This window comes from Dyadobacter sp. CY261 (genome assembly GCF_021440085.1).
Classification (GTDB): Bacteria; Bacteroidota; Bacteroidia; order Cytophagales; family Spirosomataceae; genus Dyadobacter.
Window position 1 is genome coordinate 452,245 of sequence record NZ_JAKCPW010000008.1, and the last position, 22,894, is coordinate 475,138.

At 47.3% G+C, this 22,894-nt stretch carries 20 protein-coding genes; 9 read left to right on the top strand and 11 right to left on the bottom strand.

All coding sequences use genetic code 11. The features are described 5' to 3' along the window. Positions 1-5 precede the first annotated feature (5 nt). Positions 6-1,106: a non-hydrolyzing UDP-N-acetylglucosamine 2-epimerase gene (wecB, locus tag LZD49_RS23265; RefSeq protein ID WP_234670066.1), complete on the bottom strand. Its 1,101-nt coding sequence runs from the start codon at positions 1,104-1,106 to the stop codon at positions 6-8. A 149-nt stretch (positions 1,107-1,255) separates the two neighbouring features. On the opposite strand from wecB, the gene LZD49_RS23270 reads away from it, so the two are divergent. Further along, positions 1,256-2,155: a glycosyltransferase gene (locus tag LZD49_RS23270; protein WP_255721126.1), complete on the top strand. Its 900-nt coding sequence runs from the start codon at positions 1,256-1,258 to the stop codon at positions 2,153-2,155. A gap of 5 nt (positions 2,156-2,160) precedes the next feature. Then, the gene (locus LZD49_RS23275; RefSeq protein ID WP_234670068.1) at positions 2,161-2,967 is read left to right on the top strand and encodes an FkbM family methyltransferase; all 807 of its coding nucleotides are present in this window, start codon (positions 2,161-2,163) and stop codon (positions 2,965-2,967) included. Positions 2,968-2,975: 8 nt separating this feature from the next. Here the strand turns inward: LZD49_RS23275 and LZD49_RS23280 are convergent, their stop codons facing one another. Together LZD49_RS23280 and LZD49_RS23285 are read right to left on the bottom strand one after the other, a co-directional pair. Then, complete coding sequence (locus tag LZD49_RS23280; RefSeq protein ID WP_234670069.1) at positions 2,976-4,235, bottom strand: nucleotide sugar dehydrogenase; 1,260 nt, start codon at positions 4,233-4,235, stop codon at positions 2,976-2,978. A gap of 174 nt (positions 4,236-4,409) precedes the next feature. Beyond that, entirely contained in the window at positions 4,410-5,318 is a 909-nt protein-coding gene (locus LZD49_RS23285) for a class I SAM-dependent methyltransferase (protein WP_234670070.1), read from the bottom strand. 128 nt (positions 5,319-5,446) lie between these two features. Between LZD49_RS23285 and LZD49_RS23290 the strand changes: the two genes are divergently transcribed. Together LZD49_RS23290 and LZD49_RS23295 are read left to right on the top strand one after the other, a co-directional pair. After that, positions 5,447-6,691: a glycosyltransferase family 4 protein gene (locus LZD49_RS23290; protein WP_234670071.1), complete on the top strand. Its 1,245-nt coding sequence runs from the start codon at positions 5,447-5,449 to the stop codon at positions 6,689-6,691. Then, positions 6,684-7,463 carry a glycosyltransferase family 2 protein gene (locus tag LZD49_RS23295; RefSeq protein ID WP_234670072.1) on the top strand — a complete coding sequence of 260 codons (780 nt, stop codon included), beginning with the start codon at positions 6,684-6,686 and terminating at the stop codon, positions 7,461-7,463. The genes LZD49_RS23290 and LZD49_RS23295 overlap by 8 nt, the downstream gene beginning before the upstream one ends. Positions 7,464-7,465: 2 nt before the next feature. Here LZD49_RS23295 and LZD49_RS23300 read toward each other — a convergent pair whose 3' ends face one another. From LZD49_RS23300 to LZD49_RS23320, 5 genes are all read right to left on the bottom strand, one after another. Further along, a complete protein-coding gene (locus tag LZD49_RS23300) occupies positions 7,466-8,770 on the bottom strand; it encodes a DUF4302 domain-containing protein (protein ID WP_234670073.1) in 1,305 nt (434 codons plus the stop codon). Between the two features lie 6 nt (positions 8,771-8,776). Then, entirely contained in the window at positions 8,777-9,709 is a 933-nt protein-coding gene (locus LZD49_RS23305) for a putative zinc-binding metallopeptidase (protein WP_234670074.1), read from the bottom strand. A gap of 14 nt (positions 9,710-9,723) precedes the next feature. Beyond that, entirely contained in the window at positions 9,724-11,196 is a 1,473-nt protein-coding gene (locus tag LZD49_RS23310) for a RagB/SusD family nutrient uptake outer membrane protein (RefSeq protein WP_234670075.1), read from the bottom strand. A 37-nt stretch (positions 11,197-11,233) separates the two neighbouring features. Further along, entirely contained in the window at positions 11,234-14,590 is a 3,357-nt protein-coding gene (locus LZD49_RS23315) for a SusC/RagA family TonB-linked outer membrane protein (RefSeq protein WP_234670076.1), read from the bottom strand. A gap of 283 nt (positions 14,591-14,873) precedes the next feature. Beyond that, positions 14,874-15,461, bottom strand: a complete 588-nt coding sequence (locus LZD49_RS23320) for a bifunctional precorrin-2 dehydrogenase/sirohydrochlorin ferrochelatase (protein ID WP_234670077.1) — start codon at positions 15,459-15,461, stop codon at positions 14,874-14,876. Between the two features lie 108 nt (positions 15,462-15,569). Between LZD49_RS23320 and LZD49_RS23325 the strand changes: the two genes are divergently transcribed. Then, positions 15,570-17,519 (top strand): ABC-F family ATP-binding cassette domain-containing protein, encoded by a 1,950-nt coding sequence (locus LZD49_RS23325; RefSeq protein WP_234670078.1) that lies wholly within the window; start codon positions 15,570-15,572, stop codon positions 17,517-17,519. Positions 17,520-17,602: 83 nt separating this feature from the next. Here the strand turns inward: LZD49_RS23325 and LZD49_RS23330 are convergent, their stop codons facing one another. Beyond that, on the bottom strand, positions 17,603-17,773 hold the full coding sequence (locus LZD49_RS23330; protein ID WP_234670112.1) for a Uma2 family endonuclease: 171 nt from the start codon (positions 17,771-17,773) through the stop codon (positions 17,603-17,605). Positions 17,774-17,892: 119 nt separating this feature from the next. Here LZD49_RS23330 and LZD49_RS23335 point away from each other — a divergent pair, with 119 nt between their 5' ends. Then, a complete protein-coding gene (locus tag LZD49_RS23335) occupies positions 17,893-19,173 on the top strand; it encodes a DUF5103 domain-containing protein (RefSeq protein WP_234670079.1) in 1,281 nt (426 codons plus the stop codon). A 12-nt stretch (positions 19,174-19,185) separates the two neighbouring features. Continuing rightward, positions 19,186-19,581 carry a hypothetical protein gene (locus tag LZD49_RS23340; RefSeq protein WP_234670080.1) on the top strand — a complete coding sequence of 132 codons (396 nt, stop codon included), beginning with the start codon at positions 19,186-19,188 and terminating at the stop codon, positions 19,579-19,581. Positions 19,582-19,648: 67 nt separating this feature from the next. Here the strand turns inward: LZD49_RS23340 and ychF are convergent, their stop codons facing one another. Next, positions 19,649-20,749, bottom strand: a complete 1,101-nt coding sequence (ychF, locus tag LZD49_RS23345) for a redox-regulated ATPase YchF (protein WP_234670081.1) — start codon at positions 20,747-20,749, stop codon at positions 19,649-19,651. Between the two features lie 160 nt (positions 20,750-20,909). Further along, positions 20,910-21,257, bottom strand: a complete 348-nt coding sequence (locus LZD49_RS23350; RefSeq protein WP_255721127.1) for a DUF3276 family protein — start codon at positions 21,255-21,257, stop codon at positions 20,910-20,912. Between the two features lie 239 nt (positions 21,258-21,496). On the opposite strand from LZD49_RS23350, the gene LZD49_RS23355 reads away from it, so the two are divergent. Beyond that, positions 21,497-21,946, top strand: coding sequence for a septal ring lytic transglycosylase RlpA family protein (locus tag LZD49_RS23355; protein ID WP_234670083.1), 450 nt, complete (start codon positions 21,497-21,499; stop codon positions 21,944-21,946). 13 nt (positions 21,947-21,959) lie between these two features. Further along, complete coding sequence (locus LZD49_RS23360; protein WP_234670084.1) at positions 21,960-22,874, top strand: DUF58 domain-containing protein; 915 nt, start codon at positions 21,960-21,962, stop codon at positions 22,872-22,874. Positions 22,875-22,894 lie beyond the last annotated feature (20 nt).

Genomic DNA, 22,894 nt, shown 5'->3' on the forward strand with positions numbered 1-22,894 from the left:
ATAATTTATTTTATATACTTTTCTTTTACGAGCTGTGCAATTCGATCCGAGGCAAATCCATCCCATAACTCAGGTAATGAACTTTGCTTCTGTTTTCCATTAAGAATTTTCTTTACAACAGCGATCGCAGCATCCATCTGCGAACAACCTGCAAGATAGTTAGTACCTCCGTCAATGGTAACAGGACGTTCTGTATTCTCTCTCAATGTGATACAGGGCACACCCAGGAAAGTGGTTTCCTCCTGAACGCCACCAGAGTCGGTAATGACGAGCATCGAATTAGCCACCAAATTGATAAATTCCAGGTATCCCTGGGGCGGAAGTAATATCAATCCATTCATTTTTCCCAGATCATCCCAAATACCGTAACGTTCCAGATTCGCCTTTGTACGGGGATGAACAGGGAAAATCAACGGTCTAAGTTCACAAGCCGCCTTCACCAAAGCCATTAACCCGGTGAGTTGATCAGTTGAATCCACATTGGAAGGCCGGTGCATGGTCATGACGAAATACGCTTTGCTTTGCAGTCCGAAACGTTTAAATACCGACAGTTCCTCGGCCCGCTTCCGACTGAATACCAGCGAGTCGATCATGACATTGCCGACAAAATGAATTTTGCCGGGCTCAATATTCTCACTATGTAAGTTTGTTATCGCTGATCTTTCCGAGACGAAAAGTTCGTCGGAAATGTGATCTATGAGAATCCGGTTCACTTCCTCGGGCATCCTTTTATCGCCGCTCCGCAAGCCGGCTTCCACGTGAATAACCCTGATGGCTTCCTTTGCCGCAACGAGTGCGCATGCCAAACTCGAATTTACATCACCCACCACGACCACCATGTCCGGACGTTCGCTCAGGAGCACCTTTTCAAAACCCAGCATGATATATGCGGTTTGTTCTGTGTGTGAGCCGCCGTGAACGTCGAGAGAAAAATCCGGATCGGGAAGTTCTAACTGTTTCAAAAATACCCGATACATCGCATCGTCGTGATGCTGCCCGGTATGAAGCAATTTGACGGAAAATTCCGGGTATTTTGTAAAGGCTCTGTACAGGGCTGCCACCTTAACGAAATTAGGCCGGGCACCCATCACACATATAATCTTCAATGCCTTGAATAACAGTTACGCCGCAAAGGTAGCATAGTTTGATTCACCGAAATGCGCCGCCCGGACTTTTTGCTACTTTGGGATTTGTTGTGATTTCGAAACGATTCAACCTACTTTTGCACTGAGAAAATCCGATACTTACGAGCCTGATGTGCGTTTACGCCCCTGTCGTCCTTTTTTGCTATAACCGTCCGCTACATTTGCGCCAGACCATCGAAAGTCTGCAAATGAATACACAGGCCTCCGAAAGCGAGCTCATTGTATATTCTGATGGACCAAAAGGCGAGCTGGATGTGCAAGCGGTCACTGAGGTTCGTCAGTTTCTTACTCAGATAAACGGCTTTAAAAATGTTACGATATTTAAAGCGGAAAGAAATAAAGGACTTGCGGCATCTGTCGTTGAGGGAGTTAGCGATGTACTATCTAGATATCCTAAGGTAATCGTGCTGGAAGATGATATGCTGAGCGCTTCCGATTTCCTTTCTTTTATGAACCAGGCACTGGATGTCTATTCGGAACGCGACGACATTTTCTCTGTCACAGGCTACACGCCACCTATCAAGTTTCCGCAAAATTACGTCCATGATCTATATTTGGTGCCGCGTGCAAGCTCGTGGGGCTGGGGCACCTGGGCACCCAAATGGGCGAAGGCCGATTGGCAGGTAAATGACTTTGAGGTACTGAAAAACGACGCTGCAAAGCGAGAAGCATTTAACCGTGGTGGTGGCGACCTATGGCCGATGCTGGCCAAACAACAGCAGGGAGCAATTGATTCGTGGGCGATCCGATGGACATATTCGCAATTTTGCAACGAAGCTTATGGTCTTTACCCTGTCCATTCCAAAATCAAAAACATCGGAACGGATGGCAGCGGCACCAATTTTACGTTCAAATCGTCACAGTATGGCCACGAAATGGCCGAAGGGGGCGTGGTAATGCCGCCTGATCTGATGCCGGATGAAAGTATGATCCGCACATTTGGTGACTATTACCGGCTGTCACTTCTTTTAAAAATCAAAAACCGGGTCAAATACGGGATCCGATCATAACCAATATGTACTGGCTTCGCTACCTGCTTAAAGAACCTTATCACGCGCTCAGTTCCAACCGGAACCGGGAATTCATGGCGCTATTGCTCAAATATGGCAATCGCGCGCGGTACCAATTGACCGAAGTGGCTTTTGGCGGTTTCAAGCTAAATGTCCCCGACACGATGTCATTTCTTTGGCAGCACAAAGAAATTTTCGCGGATGAATTCTATTATTTCGAAACTACCCAGCCGCAGCCCGTCATATTCGACTGCGGCGCCAATATTGGAATGAGCGTTCTGTATTTTAAAAACCTGTTTCCCAAAGCCAGGCTACTCGCATTCGAAGCGGAACCAGCGATCGCTTCGCAACTTCGGCAGAATCTGGAACGGAACGGGATCAACGATGTCGAGATTATAGATAAGGCGGTTTGGACCAACGAAGAAGGGATTTGGTTTGGCAGCGAATCTGCGGACTCTTCTTCAATTTACTCCACCTCCCAAAAAAGGAAAATCGCTTCCATTCGCCTGAAAGATTACCTGGAAAAGGAGACACGTGTTGATTTTTTGAAAATTGATATTGAGGGTGCGGAAATTGAGGTACTGGAAGACTGTCGCGGCTCACTGGCACATGTGCAGAACCTTTTTGTAGAATTCCACTCCTACATTGGCAATGCGCAAGGGTTGGCCGATGTGGTGAAAGTTTTTGAGGAAAACGGTTTCCGATACTATGTGGATACAAACCAGCACCGGCTCAGGCCATTTGTGAACCATCGCTACCGGGACAACAATGTGATGGATCTTCAACTGAATATCTTCGGCTGGCGCGACTAACCCCCCGATCAAAGCCTTGAATCGACCATTTCCTGTGGTAATACAGATTTGAGATCGAATATAACGGAACCCGAAACGGTAAATTCCTGAAATTCCATCGTTCGAAATTCGTTGTGCGCAACGGCCAGGACAACCGCTTCATAAGTACCCGAAGGTTTGTCCAGTAATGCGATATCGTATTCGGCCAGCACCTGCTCTCCTGATGCCCAGGGATCATAAACGTCGACCTTCATTCCAAAATCGGTCAATTCGCGGTACACGTCGATCACTCTGGTGTTGCGGATGTCGGGGCAATTTTCTTTGAAGGCGATACCCAGGATCAGCACACGACTGCCTTCGATTTTGTGCCCTTTCCGGATCATGAGTTTCACCAGTTTGTTGGCTACAAAAACACCCATGGTATCATTTACCCTTCGGCCAGAGAGAATTACCTGCGGGTAATATCCCAGCGACTCCGCTTTGTACGCCAGATAATACGGATCGACACCAATACAATGCCCACCCACGAGCCCGGGTTTGTATTTCAAGAAATTCCATTTTGTACCGGCAGCTTCCAGGACTTCCGTCGTATCGATATTCATCCGGTCGAAAATTAGTGCCAGCTCATTCATAAACGAGATATTCACGTCGCGCTGGGCATTTTCAATGGCTTTTGATGCCTCCGCAATCTTGATGCTCGAAGCCAGGTGCGTACCTGCTTCGACGACCGACGCATACAAACCGTCCACAAACCTTGCTATTTCCGGCGTGGAACCGGATGTTACCTTTTTGATTTTCGTGAAGGTATTGACCTTATCTCCCGGGTTTATGCGTTCGGGTGAATAGCCGCAGAAAAAGTCTTCGTTGAATTTCAGGCCACTTTCTCCTTCCAACACCGGCACGCAGTCATCTTCCGTACAGCCCGGGTATACCGTGGATTCGTAAATCACGACGTCACCCTTTTTGAGCATTTGCCCGATCATCGCGCTCGCTTTGAGCAAATGCGTAAGGTTTGGCTTTTTATAATGGTCGACGGGTGTTGGAACCGTTACGATGAATACGTTGCATTCCTTTAATGCAGACTCCTCCCAGGAAAATGCGAGGTTAACAGCCTCCCGCAAATCCTGCCGTGAAACTTCCTTGGTAGCATCATAGGCATCTTTCAGCTCCTGAACACGTCTTTTATTGATATCAAACCCTATGATCGGAAATTTCCCGCTAAATGCCACAGCCAGCGGCAAACCGACATAACCAAGTCCGACAACGGCAATTCTGATATCTGGTAACATGGAAGGTACTTCTTTGAATGTTGGGGCATAAAACTAGGCATATTCCGGCCTATCAAAAAATTGCTTACGATTGAGTAACCAACTTGGTATTTGAACGTATCGTAAGCTATCTATTGGACCCGTCGCAACAAGAAAGAAAACCGGCAGGTTTCAGGCAGAAGAAGGATTCCTCAATCAATGCGCATAAGGATTTTTTGGAAAGATATGCACCTGGAAGCCTTCCTGTTCCATCGCTTTCATCACTTTTTCGGAAGGCAGTTTTTTGAAAATTACCGCACAAAGAACCTGCGACGGCATCAAGGATGCTTTAACCAGAAAATTATGGAACGCGAGTTTGCGCTTGATTTTCCGGAATGCAGGCGACGAATCGTCCGCTTTGTCCCGGCCATAAGAGGGATGGTAGTAATTATTGTTGATGCCTTTGAAGGCCACAGCAGGAAGTCCTATTCCATTGGCCAGCTTATCCATTTCGCGTTCCGACAGTTTGAAAACATAGTTACCGACGGTCTCGAACGAATACCTGTTCTTCCAGTATTTCTGGAACGCCGAGGTATCAAACCGATCAAAAATATTGCGTAAAGCCAGCAGGAATGGCATTTTCGAGATCGGATCATGCGGCTCAACCAGGATCACGGCTTCACGCGCCACACGCAACATTTCGTACACGCCCAGGTACGGACGCGGGAAGTGGTGGTAAGCTTCTTTACAAAACACATAGTCGAAACTATTGTCGGAGAAAGTCAAATGCTCTACGTTTTCAATAGCATATTGATCAATAAAGCCTCTTTCCTTTGATAGCGGTAGAAAAGTCCCTGCAATATCGCTCGCAGTCACTTCCAGCCCTTTCTTGAAAAAATGATTTGCATCGAAGCCATAACCATCACCGACTGTCAGCCACGACCTTTTTTCCTGCACGAACGCGTCCGTCAGTTCCAGCATCCTTTTGTGGATCCAGTGGTTAATGGTTTGATTCGCATTATCGTATTCCCACGATTCGATGACTTTGTTCTTTGCCTCCTGGGTACCAAACTGCAATTCATACCATTCCGAATGCGCCTCGTGGCTCCGTTTTTCGCTTGACATATTATGGGGTCGGTGATTTATCGATAAAGATAGTTTCCCCGAATAAAAATTATTTAAAGGCAGAACTATTAATTTTAGCCACCTGAAACGAATATGCCGCAGAAACACGATTTATCAACAGCGATCAAATGATCCTTCAATTGAGTAATTTTCATTGGGAAGGTGGTGCCGGGGTCGCTGCGGCAAGGTTGCACCAGGCACTGCTCAATGCAGGCGTCGACTCGCACCTCATGGTTTCCGAAATATCACGCCCCGGCCCGCAAACGACCGCCTTGGCTGATAGTTCATGGAAATCGAAAAGGGCCTGGGGGAATTTCGTCCTGGAAAGACTTTCTTTTCTGCCTCATGAGAAAGACAAATCCGTGCGCTTCGCATTCTCCCCTGCTGCGGCAGGTGCCGATATCAGTCACCATCCCCTGGTGCAACAGGCGAGTATCATCCATTTACATTGGATCAATTTTGGATTTCTCTCTTTGAAATCGCTTGAAAAGCTTATTGAACTAGGAAAACCTATCGTATGGACGCTGCACGATATGTGGACATTTACCGGCGGGTGCCATTACAACCGTGGCTGCGAACGCTATTTGTCGCATTGCTGCTACTGCCCTTATCTCAAGAAACCGGGCGAGTATGATATTGCTTTTGCGCAGTTCGAGAAAAAACAAAGCATTTATAGCAATGCACGGCTGACACTCGTTTCGCCAAGCCGCTGGCTGAATAACCTGGTCCAACAAGCCGCGTTAACCCGCGGAATGCCTTCCATGACCATACCCAACTGCATCGACACCGATTTCTTCAAACCCGGCGATCGTACGGCCGCACGAAATGCATTGGGCCTTCCCGTCGACAAAAAACTGATCCTTTTTGCCGGTGCCAACACACAAGATCCGCGAAAAGGCTTTGCTTATTTTCAGGAAGCCATACAAAATCCCGCATTATCGGAGTCCGAGGTAATGATTCTCGGCAAGGGCGATCTGAGCGATTTCATGGATATGCCTGTAAAAGTCCATTTTCTGGGCAAAATTTCGGACCCGGCGCAAATGGTACAAGCCTATAATGCAGCCGATATGCTCATTGCGCCGTCGCTGGAAGACAACTTACCGAACACCATTATGGAGGCAATGGCCTGCGGGACGCCCGTTGCGGGGTTCGAGACGGGCGGAATTCCTGAAATGATCGGACATCTTGAAACTGGATATATTGCTGCGGCCAAATCAGCCTCTTCGCTTTCGGAAGGCATTCAATGGGTGTTAAACCATAATGCCAACGGCGACATTTCACGTAATGCACGTGAAAAGGTGCTGCAATGTTATTCGCAGGAAACGGTGGCGAGGCAGTATTCCCAACTTTATGAATCCCTGCTTCATGGATAATAGCCCGCTACTAACGATTATCACGATCACTTTCCAGGCTGAGCGATTTCTTGACCGAACGCTGAAAAGTGTCGAACTGGCCTTAGCCAACGTAACAGATCCGGCTCAGGTCGAATACCTGATCATCGATGGCGGCTCCACCGACGGGACGCTCGGTATTGCACGACAATACAGCCACTTCATTTCGCGTGTCGTTTCCGAGAAGGACAAAGGTCTCTACGATGCCATGAACAAAGGTATGCGACTTGCCTCAGGGCAATACCTCTGGTTTTTGAATGCCGGAGACGAGGCTTTTGATCAACACACTTTACAAAATCTGCTGAACTCCTTCGAAACCGGTGCCGATGTATATTATAGCGACGCCCTGATGATCCGCGAAAATGGCGAGGAAGTAGGTTTGCGCAGCCGATTCACACCCCATGCATTGCCGACAAAGCTCCGGTGGCAGGACTTTGCCCTCGGAATGAAAGTCTGCCATCAGGCTTTCATCGCCAAAAAAGCCATTGCCCCACTTTACGACGATCAGAACCTCAGCGCGGACATCGAGTGGGAGATCACCTGTTTGAAAAGGGCAGGCCAGGTTCAATTCCTCTCCTTTGTCATCTGCCGCTACCTCCTGGGTGGTTTGTCCGTCAAGAACCATCGCCGATCACTAATCGACCGCTTCCGGGTTTTGCATAAGCATTTCGGGCTTGTACCTACACTGTTCAATCACCTGCGTATATTCTGGCGGGGGTATTGGTTCGCGAAGCGGAACGGCAAATACTGGTAGTGCTATTCCCAGGTAATCCAGGATTTAGCATCCTTGGCACTTACCATATCGTATGTTTCGTCCGATGTCTGTATGAGGTAAAAACCGCTGGTATCAAACAAAAGAGCACCCGACTTTTCCGCTGCACCGCCCACGGGTATGTCTCCAAACGCCCCGAATTCAGTGAATACAACGCGACCATCGGCAGTAAAGGTCGGCTTGGCCGGAGCGTGTCCGTATTCCAGGTAGATGCCATCTTCGTCATAAAAAATAGGTGCAAATGCATCATATCTCGAATTAAAAGCTGGCGCATACATGTAGAATGCGTAAGACAGGTTATTATATTTCAAATCTTTTACCTTGAATGCATCGTCGACACCATTAACGTGGAAGCCATTTTCCGACCGCCAGTCACCACCGGATTCGACAGGTGCCTGCCACCATCTCCTAGCTGCCGCCAGATCGACGGATATCGGCTTGATTGCGCTCACCACTACGCCACTTGCGCCGCCGCCGCTAACACCGAGCTGCGTCGAATTGGCATTCCAGGTGATGTTACTGAAACCTGTGATCGTTTGTGAGCCATTAACCAGCGCAGAGGTGAACGCAACGCCGCCCGGCGTCATGTAGTAACTCGTGCTGAAAGTTTTAGGAACATTTCCGTTGAGCCAGGTCATTTTAATGGTTCTCGTATCCTGATTGACCGTAATTTCATAGGTGTTCGCACCGAGTGTGACACGTTTGAAATAGGGAATATATTTGGCAATATTATTGAACAGAAGTGCCTTCGCCAAATCACCGTTCGTGTAAGCTGTGGCCTGTGCCTGTGTTGCCTTGGTAAGCACCAGGCGACTCTGATTTTTGCGCCCTACCAGCGTAATAACATCCGTTTTCACGGAGTCGCTGTAAATACTGAACTCAAAGTCGGATTTCAATCCCTCGCCTCTTACACCATTATTCACTTCTTCGTCAGGGTCGGCCAGCACGTGGAGATAGGAATAGGTATCGAAGATCAGCGAAGGTGTTTGCATTGCTTTCAACCGGTAGCTGCTTTCCTTTGATTTCGCGGCAGCGGCATCCGAAAAGTCTGAGTACATCGTCACCCGGTTTTTATCATCGAATTTGAAATAAAAACCATAACTACCTCCGCCACCGGGATAAATGATCGCATTCCAGCCGTAGGGTGCTTCCACGAGTTGTTTTTCGTACGATGCCAATGCCGCATTCAAACGCACATCCGCCGATTCTTCAAAAACAGTGTCGTCTTTGTTTTCGCAGGAAAAGAAAACGGTGGTCAGGAACAGGAGGTATAAAAGTGAGTTCTTCATCTGGCATTAAAAAAGTTTGTTCATCGAAGTCCGCACCCTTTTTTGCAGACTGTAAAAATCAATTTTCCAGGTATTTTTATAATAGGCTACAATAATAGCCTCTTTTTGCCGCAATGCGGCCTGCGCCTGGGCCTTTGTTACACCGTGCGAGCTCGTTCCTTCGGGAATGGAGTTGACCAGCTTTTCAAAGCCAGCTTTCCCTTCTGTTAGCATCATCGCGATCATTTCAACAAAATCTTCGTCAAATGCCGACGAGCTGTATGCGGTAATAAACCCATCTCGGCGCGCATCCGCATCACTCCAGTTGATCCAGTTTCCGCCCTGATAATAGGATTTCGAAATATTCTTGTACTCGACCGGGTAAAGGACTGTCTGGTGCAGAATGTGACCAAACTCATGGTGGATCGTATGCAGGAACCAATCCTTTACAAACGATGAATCCTTCGCAGCGTCATAACCCGCCATTCCCTTGATCTTGAAAAGATTTACCCCGTACAAGATCACTTTCCGGCCACCTTCCGCAGTCCCGAGCGTCACCGAACCCTCCGAATTATATTCGTTACTTCCTGAAAGGATGAAGAATTTGGGTGAATATTTATTGTAAAACACTTTCCCGGCTTCTTCCACGTATGGGTTAGTCCATGCTTTCTTAATCGTGCTGAGCAGGGGAATTACCTGCGATTCGTCCGGCGGCACCAGGTTCTTGGTCAGGTTGCCAAATTCGAACTGGTCCCATTTATACTTGGCGGAGATATTATAAGGAACCACCAGGCTGTCCTGTATCCACTTGTCGATCGGGCCGGCTACCCAATCTTCACCACCCAGGCCCGAGATGTCGTCCACATTGCCGATATCCTCTTCTTTACAGGAAGTCAACGTCGTGCTGAACAGCAATGCTGCAAAGAGGTAGTTTGCGAAATGTCTGAATAGAATTTTCATATTGAATGGCTTTCTTATCTCGGATTCTGTTGTATACCTGAAATGGAGGCTGTTTGCGGTATTTGCAATACCCTGCGAGGATCACCAGCCGGGACCGCGATCGTCGACCCGCTCCGGGTGGTGTGCGTCACCGGAATGTTGTAACGCTGAATATCGAACCAGCGCATTCCTTCCTGTACAAACTCGACACGCTTAAACGCGAGCACCGTATTGATAATGTTGTTTCTGAGATTATTAGACCTGAAATAGTTGGACATACTGGTCGCTGTTACCCTGTGCGTCGAAGGGTTGTAATTATCTACCCGCTTGCTGACGTATGTATTCAAATCCGTAAGGCAGGCGGCGGTATTGTTTAGATAGGCATTGGCTTCGATCCGGTTGAACAGCACTTCCTCCACAGTAAAAGCAGGTAGCATCACATAAGGAAGCCCAATGTCCGCGTTCACCGATTCGCGGACGAAATACTCGGTCAGTTTTGGTATGAAATAGTTGTTATCGCCCCGGTAATAAAGCGGAAAATCCCAGCCGGCGTTTCCGGCGATGATCTGCTCGCTCGCAGATATTTCCTGCCACTTAGCATACGTCATTCCGTAACGGTAGCTGGCCACGAAGCGGCCGTAATTCGATGCCGTTTCAATCAGCAGCAAATTAGCATTCTCGCTCGCACGTGAATAAATATTGAACAACTCAGCCGGCGACATGCTCGAATAAGTGGTATTCCAGGGACGCATGTTCTCGCCAAAATTATTACTAGGGAAAGCCGCATTTGCGTAGTCCAGCACTTTTTGATAATCCTTTTTGACCAGGTAAAAACGGCTGGCAAATGCATTGGCGGCAGCCAGGTTGAAATGGTATTTCGGAACTGTGTAAGTACCGTCGCTGATCAGCGGTAACCCTTCCAGCAAATCCTTTTCGATCATTTGGTACACATTCGCTACCGTGCCCCGCTCATATTGCTTAATCACCACATCCTCGGGCACCGTTACATAAGGAATACCCGGGCCGCCATTGGCTTGTTGCGGGTCGAAGAAAGTACAGTAGTAGTTTACCAGCATGAAATGCGCATAGGCGCGCGCCAGCAATGCTTCGCCTTTCTGCGCATTATAGTCGTCAGGGTTTGACACTTTGCTGATAATGTCCAGCGCCTCGTTGGCCACCGAAATGGCGCGGTAACATTCGGCCCAGTATTGGTCCGGCGAATCCTGTTCGTCAACAGTCGCTTCCACCACCTCGAAAAGGAATGAACTACGATTGGTCCGGTCATCTTCTCCTACGCCCTTGTCCCCCACATTATCGCTCATCCCTTCCGCAAATACAATATAGCCACCCTGCGGGTAGGCAGTAGTGAGCAATTGCGAAACCTGTTTCGGCGTATTAATTACAGCCCGGGTGCTGTCCGGCTCCTTGGATAGGAAATCCTCACAACCAGCCAAAGCCAGCAGCGGGAGGATCAGTATTATTTTTTTAAGATTTTCGATGATAGTCATATTTGAAAAGTAAATCATTCTCAAACCATTACCCTGCTTATAATGTCAGTTTCAATGCAACCGTAAACTGCTTCTGGATGGGTTGCGCCACGCCACCTGAGTTAAAAAACTCGGGATCCTGGCCTTTCAACTTCTTATCCGAATAGATCAGCCACGGGTTAATCGATGAAACCTGAATACTGGCCGCCTTGAAACCGTAGCGCGAAATCGCCTGCAAGGGCAGCTTATACGCCAGCGATACCGACTTTAACCGTACAAAATCTCCTTTGGCTACGCGCTCGGTCGAATAGTTATAGATATTGTAGGGATAGGTGCCCTGCAGATATTGTTGTTCAAGCTGGTCGGCAATGGATGGGGTAGTTGGAAACTTCTCATCCCCGGACATTACCCAACGGTCCAGAAACTCCTTTGGCATTGCATCCAGATCACTGAATGCGCCCTTGTACAAAGGATTGAGCCTGATTTTGTTACCTGCCTGATAGGTAAAGAACACGTTCAGCGTAAGCCCCTTATAAGTCAACGTATTATTAAAACCACCTGTAAACGGAGGATCGACGGGACCTTCATATTTGAGGTACTGGACATTCTGATCCTGCAAATAAACATCCGAGCTTACTTCCCCATTCTCATTCAGGAAGATCGGAACGCCGGTTTTAGGGTTGAGCGCACGGTAATCGATCGAGAAGAGGCTTCGGACGGGCTTTCCTTGGATATTTGCCCCTTCTGCTTTCACGAGATCGAATATGCCAGGGCTGTTATCCACATTTGTAATAAGCGTATGTGAGTACCCCAATGTAATGCGGGAGCGGAAATCCCAGTCGCGGTTTTTGAAAAGCACGCCATCCACCGAGAAATCAGCACCATACGATTCCATATCGGCATAGTTGGCTACCTTGTATATCTGCCCGCCGATACCCGAAGTCTTAATTTGGTCGATCAGGTCAAAGCTATTGCGAATGTAGCCATCGAGCGTAAAATTGATCCGGTTAGCAAACAAACCAACATCCAGACCGAGGTTTCCACTATACAGTTTCTCCCAGGTAAGCTCGGTGTTTTGCAAAGACGCAAGCTGAATAGCCGATTCTTTTTCGTCCGCATAAGGTCTGCGCGTGATGATGCTCTGAAGCAACACCGCGGCATTGGTAGCAGGGCCAGTATCTGCCGAAAGCCCGTAGCTCAGACGCAAACGGCCCATGCTCAGCCATTTCATGTTTTTGAAGAAGTCCTCCCGGTCAAAATTCCAGGAACCAGCAATCGTATAAGTAGGAAGCCAACGGGCAATAATGGATTTTCCGAACCGGTTGGAACCGTCATAGCGGACATAACCGGTGACGTTATACTTGCTATCCAAAGTATATCCCAAGCTCCCATAAAATGCCGCAAAACGCTCATAGTCCATTTGCATTCCATAGTATTGGAAGTTGGTTTCAATGGTTTGTTTCAAAATACGATAATCCACAAACGGTGTCCCGCCTTGGTCATACTGGAAACCATAACCGGTATTATTGGAATTCTGACGGTTGGTAAATTTCACTTCCTGCCCCACCAGCGCATTCACTTCATGCCTCTCACCTAATTTCTGATTGTAACGGATATTGTTTCTTACATTGTAAAAAAGCATCTGATCTTCATTACGGTTGTAAAAACCACCACTTGGCAGTACTATAACGGGCTCCGCATTGGGCACATCCGGATCGGTATAAAGATATTTGTTAGCCAATGCGATAGTAGAATTGTCCGCGGCACGGTATGCATTGGCCATATTGCTATGTTCCGTAATAGTATGTTCCCTGCCGGTTTGGATGTACCTTATAGCGCCCAGGAAATCGTAGCTAAAGTTGTCCGTAATCTTGTAGGAAAGATTGCCCTGCAGTTTGATATCGGCCAGGGTGAGGTTTATCTTATTGTTGGCCAGCTCCGAAATGATATTGAACGGCGCGAAGTTTCTGCGAAAGAATTCAAGGTTCCCATTCTGATCGTAAGCCGTCAGTGTCCGGCTGGTGTTCAATGCATAACTGAATGGGTTGATGTCGAAATCGCGGTCGTATTTACCTTCTACCGGGTTGCTTCTTCTGCTCAGCGAGCCCGGTGCCTGCTGCCGTCTTACGGATGCTAAGGTCGTCAAACCAATACTCAGACGGTCGGAAAGCTGGTAGTTGTTGTTAAAGTTGAGCGTATACCGTTTGACTTTATCAGCGATCGTCCAGCCATTGTCGTCGAGGTAACTCACCGATGCATATGAGCTGGATTTTTCTGTTCCAAACGAAACACTTAATGAGTGTTCGTGTATAAAGTTCTGCTTGAAAAGTACATCAAACCAATCTGTATTAGCTTTGGCGTAACCCAAAAGAAAATTGCGCTTTGCCTCTGTAGAGTTTTCCAGAGGGAAATTACCCTGGTTATCACCAGTCATCGAGTTGTACATTTTACCATAAACCCCGTAGTCCGGCTTCGAAAGAACTCCGGAGTTCAGATATCCCTTACGTTCCAGTTCTCCCAGCACCGACATCTGTTGCGCCGAGTTCATAATGTTAAAGTTACGGTATGAAGGCACCAGCTGCGTACTGAAATTTCCCGAATAGGTAATCACCGGCTTTCCGCTCTTTCCTCTTTTCGTCGTGATCACAATCACACCGTTCATAGCCCGCGCACCGTATAATGCAGCAGCTGCCGCGTCTTTCAATATATCAAAGGTTTCGATGTCATTCGGGTTAAGACCAGCCACTGCCGAGCCTAGTAAGGTGGTAGGGTCGCCGCTGGAAAGCTGGTCGTTGGAAATATTGACGATATCCTCCTGCACAACACCATCGATTACCCACAATGGCTTGTTGGCTCCATTCAATGAAGTAGCCCCGCGGATACGGATCTTGGGAGCAGCCCCGAATGTACCCGAAACGTTCTGGATCGAAACCCCCGCCGCACGGCCTTCGAGCATACGGCTAACATCCGGCAGACCGTCAATCTTGACATCGTCTGTTTTGAGGGTTACCGCCGACCCGGTGAACTTATCCTTATCTATCTGTTGAAAACCAGTCACCACCACATCCTGCAATCCAACGGCGTCTTCAACGAGCTCGATCGACAGGCTTCGCGCCGCTTTTACCTCTTTGGACAAAAAGCCGATCATAGAAATGACGAGCGTCGCATTGTCGCTGACATCCTGCAACACAAATTCGCCCTTTTCATTAGTAACCGTGCCCTTTTGCAAGCCTTTCACCCGTACAGTCGATCCGATCAACAATTCGCCGGTGCTACTTTTCACCACACCTCTTATGTCGATATCGGCGGCAAATGCAATGGAAGAAAACGGAGAAGTGCAAACGGACAGGAAGAAGACAACCATGAGCAACACAATAAGCCGACTCAGGCCACTGATCCGATAGAAAAGATTCATATAAATAAGTATAAGTCTAACCCCAAATAACTGTCGTTCCGCCCAAAGCGGGTTTAAAAATTCATCAATTCAATAATACGTATTATCGCACGAAAAGCGAAAACATTCTACCACCACCGGTGACAAAATTTGATAGGTATTAGTTGTACAAAAACAAAAGAATATACTTGGTACGCAAAAAATGCCTGTGCTGTGGAGGGAGGCCGCACGATTTTAGCAAATTTTCTTTCTAAAAACATTCACAAACCGCTTTTTATTGTTCCATAAAGCGATTTAAGCTGCATTAGGAAGCATCTTTTTTCTTTTCTGTCAAAACGGCGGTGATCCGATTCAGTTCGTCGACCTTAGATGCGAAATCTCCTTTTAACATATCGCGCACCGCTTTGAGCTGTTCCATGGCCGTTTCAAGATTGTCGGGAAGCGCTTCCCCTAATACTTCTTTAAGCCGTTTGGCAAACGTGGGAGACATTCCGTTTGTTGAAATCGCCACTTTTAAATTCCCCTTTCTGACCACCGAGGAAAGGTAAAAGTCACAGATATCGGGCGTATCGGCCACGTTTACGAGCATATGACGCGCACGGGCAGTTTCACGGATCCGTTTGTTCTCCAGCTTGTCATTCGTAGCTACGATCACCAGGTCTTTTTCAAGGAGATCATTGTCTTCAAACTTCCGCGCAATTAGATTTATTCGGGAATTTATTGTTGCAATATCCCTTATTTCCTCACGGATTTCAGGTGCTACAAGTGTGACCTGCGCGAGCGGGGAATTATCGAGGACCGCGGTAATCTTTTCTAAACCCACGTAGCCGCCGCCCACAATGAGCGTGTGCAGGTTTTCAAGTTTCAGGAATATAGGAAAGAGATTGTTCATTGATCAAATTTACGCAAATAACCCATTCATAGCGATAGCGCTAATGTCTTTATAACTATTCCAACATCACGCTTTTTCTATCTCCTTCTTTCCCCGTACCTTTGCACTATGATCGCGATTACTAACCTTAGCTATTTCCTGGGCGACCGTGCATTGTACGACAGCGCCTCTTTACATATCAAGCCAAAACAAAAGATCGGGCTCATCGGGCTTAACGGCACCGGCAAGTCTACCCTGCTGCGCATGATCAACGGAGAGTTTCAGCCAGATGGCGGATCAATCTCTAAGGCCGGCGATTGCACAATAGGCTTCCTCAACCAGGATCTCCTTTCGTATCAGACCGAGGACTCTATTCTTTCGGTGGCTATGCAGGCATTTGAAAGACAAAACGTGCTCCAAGTGCAAATGGACAAGATCCTGCACGACATGGAGCATAATTATACCGACGACCTCGTCGACAAACTCGCACGCGTTCAGGATGAATTCGAAGCATTAGACGGTTATTCGGTACAATCAAAGGCAGAAGCCATTCTGGAAGGTCTGGGCTTTTCGACGGCCGACCTTCATCTGCCGTTGCGGCAGTTCTCCGGAGGCTGGCGGATGCGCGTAATGCTTGCAAAACTGCTTTTGCAAAAACCAGCGCTGCTCATGCTCGATGAGCCAACCAACCACTTGGACCTCCCCTCGATCCAATGGGTTGAAAAATACACGCAGAACTATGAAGGGGCTGTGATCGTCGTTTCCCACGACCGCCAGTTCCTCGACAACACGATCGACACGACCGTGGAAGTTTCGGGTGGAAAACTCAATTACTACGCCGGAAACTACTCCTATTATCTGGAAGAAAAGTCTTTGCGCAATGATATTCAGCGTGGTGCTTATGAAAACCAGCAAGCCAAGATCCGCCAGACCGAGCGCTTTATCGAGCGATTTAAAGCAAAGGCAACCAAATCACGTCAGGTACAAAGCCGCGTGAAGGCCCTGGATAAAATGGATGTCGTGGACCAGGTTTTGGACGAAAATGCAAAAGTACATTTCCGTTTCCAGTTTACCACGCAGCCGGGCAGGCATGTATTTCAGCTTGAAGATGCTTCCAAGGCATATGGCGAAAAGGTCATTCTTGACAGCACGAACATCAGCATGGAACGCGGCGACAAGATCGCGCTGATCGGGGCCAACGGACGTGGAAAATCAACTGTTCTCCGCATTGTGGCCGGTACCGAGCCAATTGATGGCAAGAGAAGGTTGGGACATAATGTGTCTTTCACATTCTACGCCCAGCACCAGTTGGAATCCCTCAATGTAGCGCATAACCTGATCGAGGAATTGAAATATGCCAACCCGACCAAAACGGAAACCGAATTGCGGACTGTCCTGGGCTGCTTCCTTTTCACGGGGGATGATGTTTTCAAGAAGATCAAGGTACTTTCGGGTGGTGAGAAATCTCGTGTTGCGCTGGCGAAGGTGCTGCTTTCACAGGCAAACTTCCTGCTGCTCGATGAGCCTACCAACCACTTGGACATGCAGTCCGTGAACATCCTGATCCAGGCTTTGCAACAATACGAGGGAAGCTATATCGTCGTTTCCCACGACCGCTACTTTGTCGAAAACATCGCTAACAAGATCTGGTATATCGAAGATCACCAGATCAAAGAATATCCGGGAACTTATGAGGAATATGAGGTCTGGATTGAAGAGCGCGGATTGCAGTCGGCCGTTAGTGAAAAAGTAACGGTAAGCAGCGCGCCGCCACAGAAAAGCCAGCCTGTCAATAATACTAATCAGAATAAGAATCAAAGCAAAACACCTTCCGGCGGAGATGCCCAGAAACTGAAAAAGGCTCGCAAGCAGATTGAAGAGCTGGAAGAGACCATTAACAATCTTGAAGTAAGAAAAACGGAAACCGAAGCCAAACTCGCCGATCCGACGATCTACAATGATTCAGTAACTCTCGGGGAAATGAACCGGTTTTATGCCGACATTAAGCAAAAGCTGGAACAAAGCACGGAAGACTGGGAACATCTGATGCTGGAAGTGGAAGAGCTTTCGGGAAAATAGAAAGAATTTGAGGGAGCTGAATGGCTCCCTTTTTTATTACAACAGGCCTTCAGTTTGAGCGTAGATGTCTGACATTTTTAGTGTCAGGCCGATGTGACCAATTTCAATGCTATGTAAATTTCACCTGACAAGTTTTCCGTAATCCGGTTGTGATTGCGACTTACTCCCGACATCGCAAATACCTCCCCTCGGTAGTACTCACTCTTGTACTCCGCTTCGCGTTCCAATTCTAGATACTCTTGCTCTGTGTACATTTTGATCGCTACTGCTGTCACGGTTCTAATCAAAAATAGTTAATAATGTTCAAATCACGTTTTCCAAACTATATGTACCTTACACTAAAAAGTTACGTTACCCATTAAAAAATCCCGAGATGCGTTTAGTATTGCTGATAGGCCTTTTTCTCTTTTGCACACACGCTTATGCGCAGCCACAGGGGCTGCGTTTGGAAGACTATATTTACCAGGACAAGATCAAAACGGTATTGCTCTATCCCGCCCTCGACAATCCCGAAACGCCCACTCGCTTACTCACACCTCCCATTACGCCACTCAGCAACCCGGCACCGCTGGTACTTGAATTCGATGACATGACCGGCCAGCCGGAAGGATTCCGCGCCAAGATCATCCATTGTAATGCCGATTGGACCAAATCCAACCTGAACGATATAGAATTTACCTACGAATTCAATGAATATCCGGTCAATACCTACGACCAGTCGTTCAGCACAAAGGTGCCTTATGTGCATTACCGGTTTGAGCTGCCAAAATTAAAGTTGCCGGGCAATTATGTAATCTACGTTTTCTCGGATCGAGATCGTAAACTAATGTTCAGCCGGCGGTTTATGCACTATCAAACGCGCGTGAACGTCGCCGCACAGGCTCGCTTTTCCCAGGGAATTCAGCAGCAATTCTCCGATCAGCAGATCGATTTCTCTGTCGATTATAAAGGTTACCAGTTGGTTGCCCCTCAAACAGACCTAAAAGTGGTGATACGCAAAAATTTCCGCTGGGATCAGGCCAAAACAGGCTTCAAACCGAGCAATGTCCGTCCGTTTGACCAACAACTGGAATACACTTTTTTTGACCTTGAAAATACATTCCGGGGTGGGAACGAATTCCGATACTTTGATAGCCGCTCGCTGACCGGCAGAGGATATGGTGTGAATGAGATCGAACGTACAAACGAATACACCAAACTGTTCCTCTTCCCCGACAAGCCCCGCGCCCATGTACCGTATATACAAAACGATGATTTCAACGGACAATATATTGTCGATCAGCGCGAGTCCGGGCGCGGCAGTGTGGAGGCAGATTATACCCCGGTTGTGTTTACATTAAAAACTGCGGAAGAATCAGATGCCACGTTTTATGTTAACGGCGCTTTCACCCTATGGCAGCTCACCGACCATAACAAGATGATTTACGACGCCGATGCGCAGGCATACCAGGTGGAAATGATAGTCAAGCAAGGGGTTATCAACTATGAATACACGGTAGTTAAAGGAAATCAGAAGCCCGACGAATCTTATCTTGAAGGAAACTTTGCCCCTACCGAGAACGATTACGACATATTGATCTACCATCGCCCACCAGCCAGCCGCGCCGACTTGCTGATCGGTTACCGGACCGTGGAGTGGAACCGGCGGCGTTAAACACCCAACGTTATGAAATCTTCAACCAACAGTGTACATCTCACATCGAACCTCTCGATCACCAATGACGAGAATTACATTATCGACTGCCTGGTGGATCATGATGAGATGCCAGCCAATTTCGAAACGAGCCACGTCATCAGCTTCTATGTGGACACAGACCTGTACCTCGTGCTCTATTTCCCGCAACTGGACGATCGCGGCTTTCAGATGTACATTATCGAAGATTTTACAAAAAACATTGACGACCTCATTTTCCTTCGGGATATGTTTATGCAGTTGATCAATGAAGGGCATGATCCTGAACTACTAAAAAAAGCGCATTACAAGATTGACACGATTCTGCATATGGCCAAGACATTAAGGGCGGTTATTCACAAAGATGCGCCTGATTATTATGAGGATTGATTTATATGCAAAAAGAGCGACACCAGCCGCTCTTTTTGCATATAAATCAATGGACGTTCAATCAAACCTACACATTAAACCGGAAGTGCATAATGTCACCATCTGCCACGACATATTCCTTGCCTTCCACCGCCATCTTCCCTACTTCCTTCACGCCGGCTTCGGTCTTGTACTGCTCATAATCCGAGATTTTGATTACCTCGGCACGGATAAAGCCCTTTTCAAAATCGGTGTGAATCACCCCGGCAGCCTGGGAGGCCTTCCAACCTTTCACGATCGTCCAGGCACGAACCTCTTTCACCCCGGCTGTAAAATAAGTAATAAGGTTCAAAAGCGCATAAGATGCCTTGATCAGCTTGCTAAGGCCTGATTCTGTCAAACCGTATTCGCCCAGGAACATTTCATGCTCCTCGGGGTCTTCAATCTCGGAGATTTGTGATTCAATGGCCGCACATAGAACGATCACATCTGCGCCCTCGTGTTTTACGGCTTCCCTCAGTTTCTCGGAATACTCATTGCCGGTCAGCATTGAGCCTTCGTCCACATTGGCTACATAAAGAACCGGCTTGGCAGTCAGCAATTGCAAATCGCCGATCACAGCCTCTTTCGTTTCGGCATCGATTTCAAGACTTCTCGCATTCTTCCCTTCTTCCAGGGTCGTCTTGTATTTTTTCAACCATTCCAGCTCCGCTTTCGCTTTTGCATCGCCGGCACGTGCGCCTTTTTCGGTACGCTGGATTTTTTTGTCAATGGATTCCAGGTCTTTGAGCTGCAACTCGGCATCGATAATTTCTTTATCAAAAACTGGATCGACCCGTCCCTCCACGTGTACTACATTGTCATCGGAGAAGCAACGCACCACATGCACGATCGCATCCACCTCACGGATATTGGCCAAAAATTTATTTCCTAAACCCGCTCCCTGGCTAGCACCCTTCACAAGACCCGCAATATCCACGAATTCGATAATGGTTGGAATGACTTTCTGGGGATTAACCAGTTTGGTGAGCGTATCCAAACGCTCGTCCGGAACGGTCACAACACCCACATTGGGCTCAATAGTGCAAAAAGGGTAGTTGGCAGCTTCGGCTTTGCCGGTAGAAATGGCATTAAAAAGGGTGGATTTCCCAACGTTCGGCAATCCGACAATCCCGCATTGAAGACTCATATATGAATGGTAAGCAGTGAACGGCGGCCGCATGCCCGATCGACAATACAAAGCATGTCCGCCTGCTAATAATAATTTTCGCAAAATTACTATTAGCAGGTACAAAAACCAAAAGCCTTCGTAATCAATTGCGAAGGCTTCTTTACTTATCTTAAATTTTCTAATCCCACTTAAGGTCCGATTCTCCTACTACGTCTACCTCGTCTACCTTGGCTTCAAATTGTGAGAAGTCAACCTCTGGCATCAACTCAGTTTTAACGTGATCTACCGCTTCTTTCAATGCATCCACGAACTTGTCAAAGTCCTCTTTGTACAAAAACATCTTGTGTTTTTCGTACGTAAATCCGTCTCCCTGAGGGTGGCGACGGCTTTCTGTGATGGTAAGATAGTAATCGTTAGATCGCGTTGAGCGAACATCGAAGAAGTAAGTCCGTTTTCCCGCCCTGACCCTTTTGGAGTAGATTTGCTCTCTGTCTTCCACTATGTTTAGTTTTAAATAGGTTTCCAAACGCTAAAATATAAAGTTTATTGCTGGTTCCAAAGAAACCGGAACATATTAGCAGTTTGTTGGTTTTGGGTTACTTTCCAGGACAGTCCGGTTTCCAAATTAACCACGGCTTTTGCTGGTTTCTTAAAATGTTTTTACTAGTTTTGAAATTCGTGGGTATTGAAATTGATCTGAAAGACCAAAGTAAGTTATGAGATAAGGGACATTTACCTTATTATGTTTCACCTAAATCCAGAAAAATGACCTATCGTCGGATTCTGATTCTCACCTTGTTAGCGTTTGCCGCGCTGTTACCCGAAGCATTTGCACAGGTAAAGTTAGGCAAGACAGAAAATGGAAACGCCTCCTACTACTCGACGCGGTTTCACGGCCGAAAGACCTCCTTCGGTGAAGTACACAAAAGCAGTGAACTGCTGGCCGCCCATCGGAGCTACCCGCTCAATACCATGCTCGAAGTGACGAATCTGGAAAACGACGAAAAAGTGATTGTAAGAGTCAACGACAGAGGCCCGTTTTCGAGGCACCGCGTAATCGACCTCAGTAAAGAAGCAGCCCGCCTGCTTGGCATTCTGGCCAAAGGTGTTGCCAATGTCTCAGTTAGGGTTGTAGGGATGGAAGGAATGGTATTACTATCGCCCAATGAAGAAATCGATCCCAAATCGGGCAAAGTCATTTCGATGAGAAAGTAGCCTTGATGCCATTATGAGTGTCCGCCAACTGGATCTGGCAAAAGTCAGAGAATTCGGAAACCTGGAATTTCTTGCAAAACAGTTGGTAGAAGGTTTCATTACCGGTCTCCACAAATCTCCTTTTCACGGCTTTTCAGTCGAGTTTGCAGAACATCAGCTTTACAATACAGGCGAATCCACCCGGAATATCGACTGGAAGGTTTTTGCCAAAACCGACCGGCTATATGTGAAGCGCTACGAAGAAGAAACCAACCTCCGCTGCCATATCTTGCTCGACACTTCTTCTTCCATGTATTATCCGGAAGAGAATTTCGGCAAAATGACATTCAGCGTTATGGCTGCGGCAAGTCTTACCTATTTGCTGCAAAGGCAGAAAGACGCCGTCAGCCTCTGCACATTTTCGGAGAAAATTGAAGTACAAACGGCCGTTAAGTCCACGCCATCGCATGTCCACAAGATCATGCTCGAACTCGAACAGCAATTACAGGCCAACCGCCCATTGTTGAAAACATCGGTGGCGGAAGTATTGCACCAGATTGCCGAAAAGATCCACAAGCGATCGCTGGTGGTCATTTTCAGTGATATGTTCGATAACCTGGAAGAAGCTGACAAGATTTTCTCGGCATTGCAGCATTTGCGGCATAACCTGCATGAGGTACTCCTCTTTCACGTAACGGATCGTAAGACAGAGGAGAATTTCGCATTCGAAAACCGTCCTTATGAATTCATCGATCTCGAAACCGGCGAGCGGATTAAAGTTCAGCCCGAACAAGTCCGTGAGTCTTACCAGCAATTTGTGGGTGAGTTTTATCAAAAATTGAAACTCAAATGTGGGCAGTACAAAATCGACTTCATCGAAGCGGATATTGCCAAAGGTTTTGATCCCGTATTGCTCGCCTATCTGGTGAAGCATTCCAAAATGCGCTGATAAGCGACCGCTATAATTTC